The organism is Methylocaldum sp. MU1018 (assembly GCF_053646775.1).
The window spans coordinates 3,616,887-3,630,416 of the sequence record NZ_CM132195.1 but is presented as its reverse complement, the minus strand read 5'-3'; the positions used below and the strand labels follow the sequence as shown (position 1 = coordinate 3,630,416).

Annotated in this window: 13 protein-coding genes; 10 read left to right on the top strand and 3 right to left on the bottom strand. The window is 57.6% G+C overall.

The window, feature by feature from the left end; translation table 11 throughout:
- Nucleotides 1-49: 49 nt before the first annotated feature.
- The 3 genes from ACWJKU_RS16635 (at nt 50) to ACWJKU_RS16625 (ending at nt 2,848) form a co-directional block, all read left to right on the top strand.
- Nucleotides 50-1,054, top strand: a complete 1,005-nt coding sequence (locus ACWJKU_RS16635; protein WP_454144053.1) for an AAA family ATPase — start codon at nt 50-52, stop codon at nt 1,052-1,054.
- A gap of 139 nt (nt 1,055-1,193) precedes the next feature.
- The gene (gene pyrE / locus ACWJKU_RS16630; RefSeq protein WP_454144051.1) at nt 1,194-1,835 is read left to right on the top strand and encodes an orotate phosphoribosyltransferase; all 642 of its coding nucleotides are present in this window, start codon (nt 1,194-1,196) and stop codon (nt 1,833-1,835) included.
- Nucleotides 1,832-2,848: a DUF4124 domain-containing protein gene (locus ACWJKU_RS16625; RefSeq protein ID WP_454144049.1), complete on the top strand. Its 1,017-nt coding sequence runs from the start codon at nt 1,832-1,834 to the stop codon at nt 2,846-2,848. The genes pyrE and ACWJKU_RS16625 overlap by 4 nt, the downstream gene beginning before the upstream one ends.
- 76 nt (nt 2,849-2,924) lie before the next feature.
- Here the strand turns inward: ACWJKU_RS16625 and argB are convergent, their stop codons facing one another.
- Genes argB through coaBC form a run of 3 tightly spaced genes read right to left on the bottom strand, consistent with a single transcriptional unit; the run spans nt 2,925 to nt 5,533 of the window.
- Nucleotides 2,925-3,833, bottom strand: a complete 909-nt coding sequence (argB, locus tag ACWJKU_RS16620; RefSeq protein WP_454144047.1) for an acetylglutamate kinase — start codon at nt 3,831-3,833, stop codon at nt 2,925-2,927.
- A 55-nt stretch (nt 3,834-3,888) separates the two neighbouring features.
- The gene (gene dut / locus ACWJKU_RS16615; protein WP_454144045.1) at nt 3,889-4,344 is read right to left on the bottom strand and encodes a dUTP diphosphatase; all 456 of its coding nucleotides are present in this window, start codon (nt 4,342-4,344) and stop codon (nt 3,889-3,891) included.
- A complete protein-coding gene (gene coaBC / locus ACWJKU_RS16610; protein WP_454144043.1) occupies nt 4,313-5,533 on the bottom strand; it encodes a bifunctional phosphopantothenoylcysteine decarboxylase/phosphopantothenate--cysteine ligase CoaBC in 1,221 nt (406 codons plus the stop codon). Before coaBC ends, dut begins: the two co-directional genes overlap by 32 nt.
- 112 nt (nt 5,534-5,645) lie before the next feature.
- Here coaBC and radC point away from each other — a divergent pair, with 112 nt between their 5' ends.
- The 7 genes from radC (at nt 5,646) to ACWJKU_RS16575 (ending at nt 13,527) form a co-directional block, all read left to right on the top strand.
- Nucleotides 5,646-6,215 carry a RadC family protein gene (radC, locus tag ACWJKU_RS16605; protein WP_454144041.1) on the top strand — a complete coding sequence of 190 codons (570 nt, stop codon included), beginning with the start codon at nt 5,646-5,648 and terminating at the stop codon, nt 6,213-6,215.
- 109 nt (nt 6,216-6,324) lie between these two features.
- Nucleotides 6,325-7,503, top strand: a complete 1,179-nt coding sequence (locus ACWJKU_RS16600; protein ID WP_454144039.1) for a tyrosine-type recombinase/integrase — start codon at nt 6,325-6,327, stop codon at nt 7,501-7,503.
- Nucleotides 7,504-7,666: 163 nt separating this feature from the next.
- A complete protein-coding gene (locus ACWJKU_RS16595; protein ID WP_454144037.1) occupies nt 7,667-7,933 on the top strand; it encodes a helix-turn-helix transcriptional regulator in 267 nt (88 codons plus the stop codon).
- Nucleotides 7,934-8,332: 399 nt separating this feature from the next.
- Entirely contained in the window at nt 8,333-8,527 is a 195-nt protein-coding gene (locus ACWJKU_RS16590; protein WP_454142643.1) for a helix-turn-helix transcriptional regulator, read from the top strand.
- 51 nt (nt 8,528-8,578) lie between these two features.
- A complete protein-coding gene (locus tag ACWJKU_RS16585; RefSeq protein ID WP_454144035.1) occupies nt 8,579-11,746 on the top strand; it encodes a DUF927 domain-containing protein in 3,168 nt (1,055 codons plus the stop codon).
- A 442-nt stretch (nt 11,747-12,188) separates the two neighbouring features.
- Entirely contained in the window at nt 12,189-12,491 is a 303-nt protein-coding gene (locus ACWJKU_RS16580; RefSeq protein WP_454144033.1) for a hypothetical protein, read from the top strand.
- Between the two features lie 598 nt (nt 12,492-13,089).
- Nucleotides 13,090-13,527 (top strand): hypothetical protein, encoded by a 438-nt coding sequence (locus tag ACWJKU_RS16575; protein ID WP_454144031.1) that lies wholly within the window; start codon nt 13,090-13,092, stop codon nt 13,525-13,527.
- The last annotated feature ends 3 nt before the right edge of the window (nt 13,528-13,530 follow it).

The window sequence follows — 13,530 nt, the reverse complement described above, 5'->3', positions numbered from 1 at the left end:
GCTGAAACGCCTACGCATCGATCCACTTCAAGAGGGCAATACGTTACTCATGCTTCAAGAGAACGACGCTTCCGAAAGGACTTTATCGCCTGCCCAGCAGGATGTGCAACGGCTCCGCCGGTTCGTGGAGGCTCAGGTGATCGGGCAGGATACCCTGATCGAGCGGATGCTGATCGCGCTGCTCGCGGACGGACACATCCTCGTCGAAGGGGCGCCGGGGCTTGCCAAGACCCGGGCGATCAATGTGTTGAGCCGCGCCGTCGAAGGCGATTTTCATCGCATTCAATTTACCCCGGATTTGCTGCCGGCCGATCTGACCGGCACCGAGATCTATCGCCCCCAGGACGGCTCCTTCCATTTTCAGCCCGGTCCCTTGTTCCATAACCTGGTGCTGGCGGACGAGATCAACCGCTCGCCGGCCAAGGTGCAGTCGTCCCTGCTCGAAGCGATGGCGGAACGCCAGATTACGGTCGGCCGCGCAACTTACAAGCTGCCGGAGCTGTTCATGGTGATGGCGACGCAAAATCCGATCGAGCAGGAAGGAACGTATCCGCTGCCCGAGGCGCAGTTGGACCGTTTCATGCTGTACATCCGGATCGGTTATCCCGAAGCCCGGTACGAGCGCGCGATTTTACGTCTGGTGCGGGACGAATCCCGGCGGGGTCATGCCGCGGCGGAGGAGGCGTTCAAGCCGGTCAGCCAGCAAACCTTGTTCGCGGCGCGGCACGAAGTGCTCGGTCTGCATATGGCGGATAGTCTGGAAGAATACCTGTTGCAACTGGTGCTGAGCACGCGGAATCCCGGCGTTTACGGCAAGGAACTCGAACGTTGGCTGCAATACGGCGCAAGTCCCCGCGCCAGCATCGCCCTGGACCGGTGCGCCCGGGCCCGCGCCTGGCTGGCCGGGCGCGATTACGTGACGCCCGAGGACATTCAATCCGTCGCTCCGGACGTGCTGCGCCATCGCTTGATATTGAGCTACGAGGCGGAAGCGGAAGGCGTGTCGGCGGATCGCGTGATCCAGGAGTTGCTGCGACGGGTGGCCGTGCCCTAGCCGCTTTGCGATGCGGTCGATGTGCTAAAGTTGAACGAAAACTTCGAGGTTTTTTCGACGATGCCGGCGAATCGATGCGGAATCGATTCTTTTCTTGCCCGCCGATCCTTAGAAAACGAGATGACAGAGATCACCTGACATGCAGCCATTCCAAGCGGAGTTTATCGAATACGCCCTCGAATGCGGCGTTTTGCGCTTCGGCGACTTCACGCTGAAGTCCGGCCGGCGGAGCCCTTATTTCTTCAATACCGGGCTTTTCGACACCGGCGCCCGCCTGGCCAGGCTCGGCGGATTTTATGCCCAGGCGATGTTGCACGAGGGCATCGAGGCCGATGTGTTGTACGGCCCCGCCTACAAAGGCATTCCCCTGGTCTGCGCCGCCGCCATGGCCTTGGCCCGGGAAACCGGCGAAGAGGTCCCGTTCGCCTTCAATCGCAAGGAAGCCAAGGATCACGGCGAGGGCGGCTCGCTGGTCGGAGCGCCGCTCAAAGGTTCGGTGCTGATCGTCGACGACGTGATCACGGCGGGCACCTCGGTGAGAGAGTCGGTCGACATCATCCGCGCCGCCGGGGCGGTTCCGAGCGGTGTCCTGATCACCTTGGACCGGCAGGAAAAGGGGCGGGGCGAGCTTTCCGCGGTGCAGGAAGTCGCCGATCAATTTCATCTGCCGGTTTATGCCATCGTCACGCTGAGCGATATCCTCGAATTTCTACAGAAGACGAATCGTCGCGCGGAGCTCGAGGCGATTCGCGAATATCAGGCCCGATTCGGCGCGCTATGACGCTTCGAACCGGGTTTCGCTTCGCCCTGGCTGCGCTTGCGCTTGCGGCTGTCGTATACGGGCCAGGCGGCCAGGCCGCGACATATCGCTGGGTCGACGAAAAAGGCGCGGTGCATTACTCCGACCGGGTTCCTCCCGAGGAGGCCAAACACCGCCGCGCCAAGCTCGATACCCAGGGACGCGAGGTGGAAGTGCTCGAAGGCGCCAAATCGCCCGGGCAAATCGAAAGCGAAAACCGGCTCAAACAGTTGCGCCTCGAACAGGAGCGGATTCTGGCCGAGCAGCGGGATCGGGACTCGGCCCTGCTCAGAACTTACCGCAACGAAGAGGAAATGAATCTGGCCTTGCAGGGAAAATTGGACATGTTGGATTCCTTGATCAAGGTCACCGAGGCCAACAGGCAGCGCCAGCAGGAGATGTTGAGCGGGCAGGAAAAGCGCGCCGCCGATCTGGAGACAAAGGGACAGGCGATTCCCAAGAATCTGCGCGATACGATAGAAACGGCGCGCCGGCAAATAGCCCGCTACGATGAGAAAATAAAGCGCATCGAGTCCGAAAAAGCCGTGATTTCCGGAAACTTTGCCAAGGACATCGCCCGCTTCAAAATGCTCAACGACCCGAAGCGGGATTCGGGATGGCAGCAAACCCGGCTCGAATCGTCGAATGCCGCGGACAAGTCCGAAAATGGAGAGCTTATCGTTAGCGCTGTCGCCTGTTCGTCGGACATGTGCGACAAGGCCTGGGATCGGGCGCGGGCTTATCTGCTCGAACACGCCGATGCCCCGCTATCCATCGACAACGACAAAGCCCTGCAAACGGCAACGTCCCGGGACGAGCGGGCGTTCGCGATCACCGTTACCCGCATCGCCCGCAAACCCGGGAACGTTCTTTTTCTCGATGTACGCTGCCGGCCGTCGACGGTCGGGGAAGCGGTTTGCGCAAGCCCCGGCGTTCGCCGGATTCGCGCGGGTTTCAAGCCTTACGTAGAGGCCGGCTTGGCCAACCCCGGGTGAGTTTCGATTCGATCGAACCGGGGCCTTGGGCATCGCAGGGGGAAGCGGGCCGTGCAGCAGGTTTTTCCACAACCTCTCAGTGCCGCATCAGGAGCGTGCCGATGCCCTGGTCGGTGAACAGTTCCAGCAGCACGGCGTGGTCGATCCGCCCGTCGATGATGTGAACGCTGGCGACGCCGCCGTTGAGCGCATCCGTGGCGCAGCGCACCTTCGGGATCATGCCGGCGGTGATGGTGCCGTCCGCGATCAGGTCTTCCACTTCGGACAGGGACAGCCCGGTCAGTAAACTTCCGTCCTTGTCCAGAATGCCCTTGGTGTTGGTCAGGAGTATCAGCTTTTCCGCTTTCAGAACCTCCGCCATCTTGCCCGCCACCAGATCGGCGTTGATGTTATAGGAAAAGCCGTCGGCCCCGACGCCGATCGGCGCGATGACCGGGATGAAATCCCCCTGCACCAGCATGTCCACCACGGACGGGTCGATGCTCTCGACCTCGCCGACATGGCCCAGATCGATGATCTCGGGTTCCTCGGTTTCGGGGGAGCGTTGCTTGACCACGATCTTGCGGGCGCGTACCAGATCGCCGTCCTTGCCGCTCAAGCCCACCGCCGAACCGCCGTGCCGGTTGATCAGGTTGACGATTTCCTTGTTGACCAGGCCGCCGAGCACCATTTCGACCACGTCCATGGTTTCGGCATCGGTCACCCGCATGCCTTGCACGAATTCGCTGGTCTTGCCCAAGCGCTGCAAGAGGTTGCCGATCTGGGGCCCGCCGCCGTGGACGACGACCGGATTGATGCCGACCAGCTTGAGCAACACGATGTCGCGGGCGAAGCTATTCTTGAGCCGTTCCTCTGTCATGGCGTTGCCGCCGTACTTGACGACGACGGTCTTGCCTTTGAAGCGCTTGATGTAAGGCAGCGCTTCGATCAGGACGTGGGCGATATGGGTGGCGGAGTTTGTTTCGATGGATTCTTGCTTTTTCACGGATGACTCCAGAAGAGTGGGGCGGCGCAGGGTACTTCCGCTCGATGTCCAAATTCTATCGATGCCCGGTATGTCCGAAGCCTCCCGCGCCTCTGCGGCTGGCTTCGAAGTCGTCGACCCGTTCGAACTCCACCTGCGCGACCGGTACGAACACCATCTGGGCGATGCGGTCGCCGACCTGGATGTCGAAGGGTTCGCTTCCGCGGTTCCAGCAGGAGACGAAAACCTGTCCCTGATAATCGGAATCGATCAGGCCGACCAGATTGCCGAGCACGATGCCGTGTTTGTGGCCGAGTCCCGAGCGCGGCAACAGCACGGCGGCGAGATTCGGATCGTCGATGTGGATCGCGAGCCCGGTCGGAATCAGCTTGGTTTCGCCGGGATCGAGCCGCAGCGGTTCGTCGAGGCAGGCCCGAAGATCCAGCCCGGCCGCGCCGGAGGTGGCGTAGTGGGGCAGGGGAATCTCGCCTCCGAGGCGTTTATCGAGGATTTTGAGCTGAATTTTGCGCATGATAGCGTTCGGCGATGAGTCGTATGAGCTGTTCGGCAAGGGTTTTCTTGGAGGCCAGCGGCAAATGGGTATGGCCGCCGTTCCAGCAGACGAAGAGCGCGTTGTCGTCGTTTTCGAACCCGCCCTGGTCGCGTCCGACCCAGTTGGCAGCCACCATGTCCAGCGATTTGGCGGCCAGCTTTTGCCGGGCGTAGTCTTCGAGTTTATCGGTCTCGGCGGCGAAGCCCACGGTGAACGGGCGTTCCGCCGAGCCGCTGACGGCGCTCAGGATGTCCCGGGTCTTGCGCAGGGTCAGAACCATTTCCGATTGATTCTTTTTGATTTTCCGGTTCGCGGCGGTTTCGGGGGCATAGTCCGCCACCGCCGCGGCGCCGATATAGATGTCGGCGGACGGGACCTTGCTCATGATGCAGCGGTACATATCTTCGGCGCTCTCCACCCATGAGACCTCGTTGACCTGCGGGGACTTCAAGGCCGTGGGCCCGGTCACCAGACTGACCTTCGCGCCGGCTCGTGCGGCGGCCTCCGCGAGCGCATAGCCCATCTTGCCCGAGCTTCGGTTGCTGATGTAACGCACCGGATCGATGGGCTCGCGGGTCGGCCCCGCGCTGATCAGGACCGAGAGCCCGGCCAGGACGCCGCCGGCGAAGAAGCTTTCCAGTTCCTCCAAAATCCGCTGTGGTTCCAAGAGCCGGCCCAGGCCGACTTCGCCGCAGGCCTGATCGCCTTCCGCCGGCCCGAGGATCCGAACGCCCCGGTCGGACAGGCCGCGGACGTTCTCTTGCGTCGCCGGATTCTCCCACATGGCGTGGTTCATGGCGGGGGCGACGGCGATCGGAGCGCGGGTCGCGAGACATAATGTCGACAAAAGATCGTCGCCGAGTCCTATTCTCAGCTTGGCGATGAAGTCGGCCGTGGCCGGCGCGATCAGCACCAGATCGGCCCAGCGGGCCAGGCTGATATGCCCCATGCCCGATTCCGCGCCGGTATCGAGCAGTTCGGTATGCACCGGGTTGGCTGAGAGCGCCTGAAACGTCAGAGGGGAAACGAAAGCCGTCGCCGCCCGGGTCATGGCGACTCGTACCGAGGCGCCGGCGTTTCGCAAAAGTCTGGTCAATTCGGCGGACTTATAGGCGGCGATACCGCCGGTGACGCCCAGAACGATGTGTTTGCCCGCGAGATTCGTCAATGCTGGTTGGTTTCGATAAGAGATTGAGGCGGCGCATTATGGCAAGTTTGCGTTGCGGCTTCTATGCTTTGCGGCGATTCGGTTTGAAACATTTTGTTTGGACGGGGGAGCTATGCCGATCACGGATTGGCCCGACGACGAAAGACCGCGGGAGAAACTGCTTCGGAAAGGACCTCTGGCATTGTCGGACGCGGAACTGCTGGCGATTTTCCTGCGTACGGGCGTCAAGGGCAAAACCGCAGTGGATCTGGCCCGCGAACTGTTGATCGAATTCGGCTCGCTGAGAGCCTTGCTGGAAAGCGACTTCGAACGGTTCAGCCGCAGCCAGGGGCTTGGCATGGCCAAATACGCGCAGCTCCAGGCCGTACTCGAAATGGCCCGGCGCCATCTCGAGGAGGCGCTCCGGCGCGGGAGCGCGCTGACCAGCCCGGATCTGACCCGGCGCTATCTCGCCGCGCAGTTGCGCGGTTATCCTCACGAGGTGTTCGCCGTGCTGTTTCTCGACAACCGGCACCGCATCATCGAGTTCGAAGAGCTGTTCCGGGGTACCATCGACGGCGCCAGCGTTTATCCCCGAGAAGTGGTGAAAAAGGCCCTGGCCTTCAACGCCGCGGCGGTGATTTTCGCGCAAAATCACTCCTTATGTCCGTCGTCGTCAAAGATGTCTACAAGAGCCGCGTAGATCAAGGTCGTTGGACGTTCTTGTGTCTTATCGGATTTAGTTGATGACGATATAAAAGTGAGTAGAATTGCGAGTACTCAATAACGTACTCACACCCGACTCTACTCACATGGCACTCACAGACTCACAAATCAAAGCATTGCGCCCGAAAGACAAGCTCTACCGGGTGGCAGATAGTAAAGGGCTCACCTTGGAGGTAACGCCCACAGGCGGGAAGCTTTGGCGCTATCGGTTCAGGCTGCATGGCAAGGCAAGCATGATCGGCCTGGGTGCCTATCCGTCTGTCACCCTGGCCGAAGCGCGCCGGAAACGCGACGAGGCCGCGGTACTCGTGGCGCATGGCGTTAACCCGACTCACCATCGAAAAACCGAAGAGGCGAACACGTTCAAGGCGATCGCCGGGGAATATCTTGCGGATCAGGCGAAGGTCTGGACCCCGCACACATTGAGGCAACGCCGGAACCTGCTAGAGTCGGACGTCTATCCGGCATTCGGTGATCGACCGATAACGGACATCAAACCGGCCGACGTCCTGCGCGTAGTCCAAAAAATCGAGGCACGAGCACCGACAATGGCCATTGTTGCGAAACAGGTTATTGGTGCCGTGTTTAGGACGGCGATCGTCACCCTACGCGCCGAGGTCGACCCGTCCGCGCCGATCACGGGTGCGTTGAAGCCTCGCAATACCGAGCATCACCCCATCATACCGGCCGGGGAGATTCCGGACTTCTTCGAGCGCCTGGACGCCTACCCAGGCTATCCGACCACGAAGATTGCGGCTGAATTGCTATGGTTGACCACCGTTCGCACGGTCGAGCTACTGGGCGCACGTTGGAATGAAGTCGACCTAGGCGCGGGCTTGTGGACCATTCCGGCCGCACGGATGAAAATGCGGCGCGATCACGTTGTTCCGCTGGTGCCGCAAACGGTCGATGTCTTGCGGACATTGGAGCCACTTACTCGGCGTACCGGCTGGCTGTTTCCGAACCGTGACGACGTTACCAAGCCGGCGAGCAAAGGGTTGCTGTGGAAACTATGGGATAGCATACTCACCGGCTACTCACCGCATGGGGTGCGCGGCACGTTCAGTACCTGGGCGCATGATTCCGGATACCAGACCGAGCACATTGAAGCGCAACTGAATCACGCGGATCGGAACGTCACGCGAAGCAGTTATAACCGGAGCGTCTACCTACAGCAACGGCGGTCAATGCTGGAAGCTTGGGCTGGATACCTGGATGGACTGAAATCGGGTGCGACGGTAATCCCGATCCGGCGTAAGGCGTAACGCCGCAATCAGGAAACAATTTATTTCCATTTTCCAGCACAAAACTTATCCACAGAGGAAACCGCACGTCATTGCGGTTTCATGAGTTATCCACAAGTGCGGCTACATGAAAACACAGGATATTGATTTGCGTAGAAAAATGCAGCCATCGTAACCTTGCGCCATGTTCAACGATGTGCAAGGGGATATTGAAATGTCTGGATTGAATAAAACCGCTGCTGCTTACGTGATTCTTCGACTCACCGAGGTCATGGCGCGTACGGGTCTCGGCCGCTCGACGCTTTATGACAAATGGAATGCGAAGTCGCCGCGACATGACCCGACTTTCCCGAAACCTATCCCGCTTGGTGGGCGCGCGGTCGGCGTTCTCGAATCGGAACTGAACGATTGGATTGCCGCTCAAGTCGAGCGGGCGCGCCGGGCAGCCTAACGCCCAAAAAAATTTTCACCCCACGAAACCCAACGTATATTTCCCGCAAGGAAGCGCAACCACAATATATTGTGTGTGAAGGCGACCTTAACGGGATGAGGCACAAGATATGGGGTTGCGCGTGGAAAAAAGGATGTGGTAACTTGAATTTAGCGGTCGCAGAACTGCACCGCTCACGAGAGTTCGTGGGCGCATACCAAACAGAACCCACCCGAAAGAACCGGCTGATCGAGAGAGAGGCCGGGGATACCTTGAAATCCTGAATTAGTTCAGGAATTTCAAAAGCTTAGAGCCTTATTGCGTCCGTAACTGTCCAGCACTGGGTAACTGTGTCTTGGTCGTGACGGCATCGTAAAGGGCGTCGAAAGACACATTCAACCAACCGTTATAGGAGGAGCTATGAATGCCAGAAACGACGAGATCGTGCGCATTAACAACGCAGCAAAAATGCTGGGGGTTTCCCGGTCGACCGTTTACGCCATCGCCAGCCGAGATAAGACGTTCCCGCGGCGGATCAAGCTTAGCGGTACCGCCAGCGGTTTTTTGCGATCGGAACTTATCCGCTGGATCGAGAGCCGCAAGACGTCGTTCTGAAACAAACGCCCGTGACCGGGGGGCAACCGAATCACGGGCTAGGAATCAGGTATGTACAACCATTTTCAAAATCAGGATACCACTATGTTAAATGACATCCAGACTTCGACACGGCAGGACAATGATAAGACGGTCTTAACGGATGTGCAAGGTCAATCATCGTCCATAGACAACAGTATACCGTCACAACAGAGCGAGGACGACGAGGCGTTTGCGGCATGGCGCGCCGAGTACGACGAGTATTGCGAGCGGAAACTCGAAGAGAACCTAAAAACCCCGATCGTCAATTTCACTATCTATACAAAGGCGACTGAAACGGACGAAAACGGCGTCGAGAAACCTGGCATCCTGACCAAAATTATCTATAAAGACGAGAGCGGGAAGGTGCAGAAGGACGCATCCGAGTGCCGCATGGTGCTGGGGCATGCCGAGACCATCGAAACGCATTTCGGCTTTTTCAGGCGATATCTCGAACTCGCATGGACTAATCAGGCGTTTGGGTATGGCATTTGCCAGGAGCACAAACAAATCCATGTCGCATCGCGTGGACTAATCGATCGTTACGGGGATACCGGAAAAGCAGTCACCCGGACGGGTGACAATTTCCGTTATACCGATGCGCCTGCAATCCTAATGATCGATCACGATCCAAGTAAATGGGCGCCGCGGCTACAGGATCGCGACGAGTTTCTTGCGGCGTTGGAGGAGATCTGTCCCGCGATGAAGAGTGCGGCTCGGATCATCACAACATCAACATCGAGCAGCATCAAAGACAAGGCCACGGGCGAGCTTGTGTCCGATTCCGGTGGTATGCACGTTTATTTCCCGGTACCGCGCGGATCGGACATTGAGCGATTCGGGGCTGCGCTTTTTAAGCGCCTATGGCTGGCCGATTGGGGATACATTGCGCTCGCCAAGAACGGCGCGAAGCTCGTGAGGGCCATCATCGATGGGGCGGTGTTCAGTCCTGAGCGTCTGGATTTCGTCGCTGGTGCCGTGGTCGGAGAGGGTCTCTATCAGGATCGTCCAGCGCCTGAGTACCGTCCTGGCGGGTATCTGGACACCACGACATTGCCCGACTTGACACCCGACGAGGAACGGGAATTTGCGGCTCTCGTCGATGAAAGGAAGGCCGCCATCGAGGGCAAATCGAAATCGGTTTTTGAGTCTTATGTCGAGGAACGCGCCGATGAACTGGTAAGTTCTCGGGGCATCGATCGCGAAACCGCGGTCCGCACCATCCGCGCGAGCGCCAGTCCGGAATCTGCGGACTTGTATGAGAGCTTTCTACTCGATTTCGATCGCGAGGGCGTCGTAACCGTCCGCGATGTCCTGGATGATCCGCAACGATACAACGGCAAAACACTGGCCGATCCGATCGAGGGGGCGGCATACGGCCGCGGCAAAGCCCAATTTTTTTGGAATGGCGGCAAGCCGGTCGTCAATTCGTTTGCCCATGGTGGGCGCGTGTACTACTTGCACCGCGATCTGATCCAGATTGATTTGGAGGCGCTTGAGCGGGAGTCGGTCGAATACTTTGCCGAATTCCCCCCTATCGAGGATCGCCCATGTTATCGAGTTTACGAGGCATGGTGTGGTCCGGAAGGAAAACGTCCGCCTGGAACCTATTACCACAGCGCGAAGAAGACAGGTGAAAAAATCGATTTAATCGACGAAAGGATTTGCGGTCCGCTGTATATCGATGCTCAATGTAGTGACCGGCGCGGTCGAAATTTCGGCCGGATGCTCCGCTTTCGCGACAGTTTGGGCAACTGGAAACAGTGGGCCATGCCGATGCACATGATGAGCGGTTCATGTGAAGAGATCAGGAGTGAGTTGTATAACCTTGGGTTGGATATCCCCCACAAGAACCGCGGCAAGATTTCCGAATACATAACGTCGGTGTATCCCAAAAAAACCATGCGCAGTGCTTTGCAAGTAGGGTGGTATGACGACAGTTTCGTCTTGCCAGATCGAGTGATAGGCAATTCGCAGGATGTGTTTTTTCAGTCGGAGCACGCATGGGATTCCCGCTACATACAGCACGGCGACATAGACGGCTGGCGCAACGGTGTATCTGCTATGTGTGTCGGTAATCCGATCATGATATTCAAGGTCTCGGCGGCATTTGCTGGTGCTTTGCTCAAACCGTGCAACCTCGAAGGCGGCGGGTTCCATTTCCATGGTCCGTCGTCACAGGGTAAATCTACTGGCGATAAAGCGGCGGCGTCGGTTTGGGGTGGGCCAGACTATATCAATAGCTGGAAATCCACGTCCAACGGGCTGGAAGCCGTGGCCACTCTCTTCAACGATGGCCTCTTGTGCCTAGATGAAATGGGTGACGGTGAACCGGCGGAGATAGCGAAATCGATATACGCGCTTGGTAACGGTACGGGCAAGCAGCGGGCTAACATTCACGGCAGCGCCAAGCCGGTGAATCGTTGGCGCGTTATGGTCCTATCCAATGGCGAGAAGCCGATCGAGAGTCACCTTGCCGAAAAAGGGTTGTCTGCAAAAGCCGGGCAAATGATGAGATTGCTACAGATTCCGATCTTCGGACGACATGGAGCATTCGACGAACTGCACGGTAAGAGCGGACAGGCGTTTTCCGATGGCGTGGCGAGGTGTGCCGCAACTCATTATGGTGTGGCTGGTCCGCAATTCCTCGATAGGCTGGTGCACGATTACCGCGACTTTGGTGGGCTGCTTGCTGAGCTATTGGGGCGATTCGGCGAAGGTTTGAGTAGCCAAGAGTCTCGGGCTGCGCGTAGGTTTGCCGTGGTTGCCCTTGCCGGCGAGATCGCCAGTGAGTACGGCATAACCGGGTGGGCGCCAGGTACCGCGACCGAAGCGGCTTTGAGGTGTTTTGCGGAGTGGCGCGAGAAATTTGGCGTATTGGGGGGCGGGAACAAAGAAACTCTCGATATCCTAAAGGCCGTGAGCGATTACGTGAGTCTATGGGGTGACGCTCGTTTCACTCGGGCTGGCGATGGAGTCAAGCTTCATGGACAACGATCCGGATGGTGGAAGGATGGAACAAACGGGCGCGAGTGGTTGTTTACTGAGGCTGGGTTTGCCGAAGCATTGAAGGGTTATGATCTGAATCAGGCTAAAAAAGTATTGGTTAGCGCGGGATGGATGAAAATGACCAGGCGGACGCCGGAATGGGTTGACGGCAAAAACGAGCGTTGCCACAAGGTAGCTATCATGGAGTCATAGTGACTTCGCCTAACTAAGAAAATGGGGGGCTTCTGCCTCCCATTTTTTTTTGCATCAAACTAACGCCTAACGAATTCCTAACACTCCTAACACGTCCTAACACTCATTGTTATGAGGCTCTAGCCTTAGAGCCATGCGGGGTCTAACACTTCTAACACTCCTAACACCCAAAAATATAACGAGCAATTTTTCATGGCGGACACGCCGTAGCTTTCATGGCCTGAATGCCTCTTCATGTGTTCGTTAGTAAAAAAAAATGTGTTAGGAGTGTTAGAAGTGTTAGAACCCACGGCTGGCGCGGCTTCCAGCGCCTAACACTATCCGTTAGGAAGTGTTAGGAGTGTTAGAACCCGCGCCATTGCTGGATTCTGCCCATCATCGGACTACTTAGCGTGGTCGCGACGGCACAATAAAGGCGTGGTCGGCCTTCAATATCACGAAAATGATTATCAACGTCTATCTTCCAAAAGAGATTTCAACTGGAGAACCGCGCGAAGCGTTTAACAAGCGATTTTTCAATGGGATTTGGTATATCGTTCGAACGCGCCGACAAGGAATGATGCGGACGATGTACCGGCCGAAGATGAACATCAAGAAATGCTGCGTGATGGTCATCGGATGTGACGATCCGTTCGAGCTTGATGGCATTTTTCGAGAGGTTCGTGATGCCGAGCGGTACGCATTCAACGTATTGCGTGGCACCGAATGGTATTACCCAAGGGAAGCGAGCGGCGACAGTCACTAGTTAGCGAACGCCCGCCTACGCGCCCATGGGCGTCTGGTGCGGTTTTGATGGGCATGAGAAAGGCGCTCGAGAGTGAGCGCCTTGTCGTGTTTGAGTGCTGGCGTTAATCCTTCTTCCCAGGCTCGATCGGCGGTCCGCCCGCTTCTTCGTAAAGCTTATCTATCAGAACCTCCAAAAAGCTCGTCATCGTCCGTTTATCCCTGCTGGCCAGCCATTCAAGTTTGGCCTTGGTCCCGACCGATGGCCGGATATGGATTACATCGTGATCCGCTCGTTTTTTTGTTGACACCATCAATCCTGTTGATCTATGATTGAAACTGTCAACATTATGACAACATCTTAATTTCGGGGCAAACTTCAGGAGGCAAGCACATGGCTACAGCATCGCAAATCATCAAGACGAGATTCTTTATCGACGCGTCGAGGGTAACGCATGGGCGCTAAGTGCGCGGTTCGCGCTGGTGTTCCTGGCCGGTTTGTATTTCGAGCGGGTCGTCGAGACTGTCGAGCGGGTCGTGCAAGTAATTTTTGGGTAACGATTAAACGATCCCCCCCGGTTGGCGATGCTGGCCGGGGGACACGGGGGCAACGATGGGCAATGCAACACGAAAAACAGGGTATTGAATTTCGCCGGGAATCGGATGGTCGGCTCATAGGCCGCATCGAGATCACGTACAAGCGCGTGACGGCCGATGTTGAATGGTGGGGTGCAAACCTTGTGGGGTACGAGGAACGTCTGTTTCGGGATCAGCTTAAGCTTTCGGGGTTAACCAATGAGCTTGGGCGAATATTCGAGGAATACAAGGAGCAGGGCGGCAGGCATCGCCATGCTTTTTCAACGCTGACCAGCGGATGGGCGCGCGGGGTATCCACGAACTTCGCCGAGCGGATGGCCGAGGTCGTGGCGCAGCATTTTTATCAAACATTGGATCTTCTTGATCCAACACCCAAAAACACCGGGAAACCGTTTAGGGACTATCTGGCTATCAAGTGGCGCATTGTTCGCGGTTACTGCGGCGCCGCAATCGATTGGTGACCG

What these genes read in the sequence shown, in the direction of transcription:
- ACWJKU_RS16635 (WP_454144053.1), top strand. Translation starts at nt 50, where the DNA reads ATGCTTCAAGAGAACGACGCTTCCGAAAGGACTTTATCGCCTGCCCAG.
- pyrE (WP_454144051.1), top strand. Translation starts at nt 1,194, where the DNA reads ATGCAGCCATTCCAAGCGGAGTTTATCGAATACGCCCTCGAATGCGGC.
- ACWJKU_RS16625 (WP_454144049.1), top strand. Translation starts at nt 1,832, where the DNA reads ATGACGCTTCGAACCGGGTTTCGCTTCGCCCTGGCTGCGCTTGCGCTT.
- dut (WP_454144045.1), bottom strand. Translation starts at nt 4,344, where the DNA reads ATGCGCAAAATTCAGCTCAAAATCCTCGATAAACGCCTCGGAGGCGAG.
- radC (WP_454144041.1), top strand. Translation starts at nt 5,646, where the DNA reads ATGCCGATCACGGATTGGCCCGACGACGAAAGACCGCGGGAGAAACTG.
- ACWJKU_RS16600 (WP_454144039.1), top strand. Translation starts at nt 6,325, where the DNA reads ATGGCACTCACAGACTCACAAATCAAAGCATTGCGCCCGAAAGACAAG.
- ACWJKU_RS16595 (WP_454144037.1), top strand. Translation starts at nt 7,667, where the DNA reads ATGTTCAACGATGTGCAAGGGGATATTGAAATGTCTGGATTGAATAAA.
- ACWJKU_RS16590 (WP_454142643.1), top strand. Translation starts at nt 8,333, where the DNA reads ATGAATGCCAGAAACGACGAGATCGTGCGCATTAACAACGCAGCAAAA.
- ACWJKU_RS16585 (WP_454144035.1), top strand. Translation starts at nt 8,579, where the DNA reads ATGTACAACCATTTTCAAAATCAGGATACCACTATGTTAAATGACATC.
- ACWJKU_RS16580 (WP_454144033.1), top strand. Translation starts at nt 12,189, where the DNA reads ATGATTATCAACGTCTATCTTCCAAAAGAGATTTCAACTGGAGAACCG.
- ACWJKU_RS16575 (WP_454144031.1), top strand. Translation starts at nt 13,090, where the DNA reads ATGCAACACGAAAAACAGGGTATTGAATTTCGCCGGGAATCGGATGGT.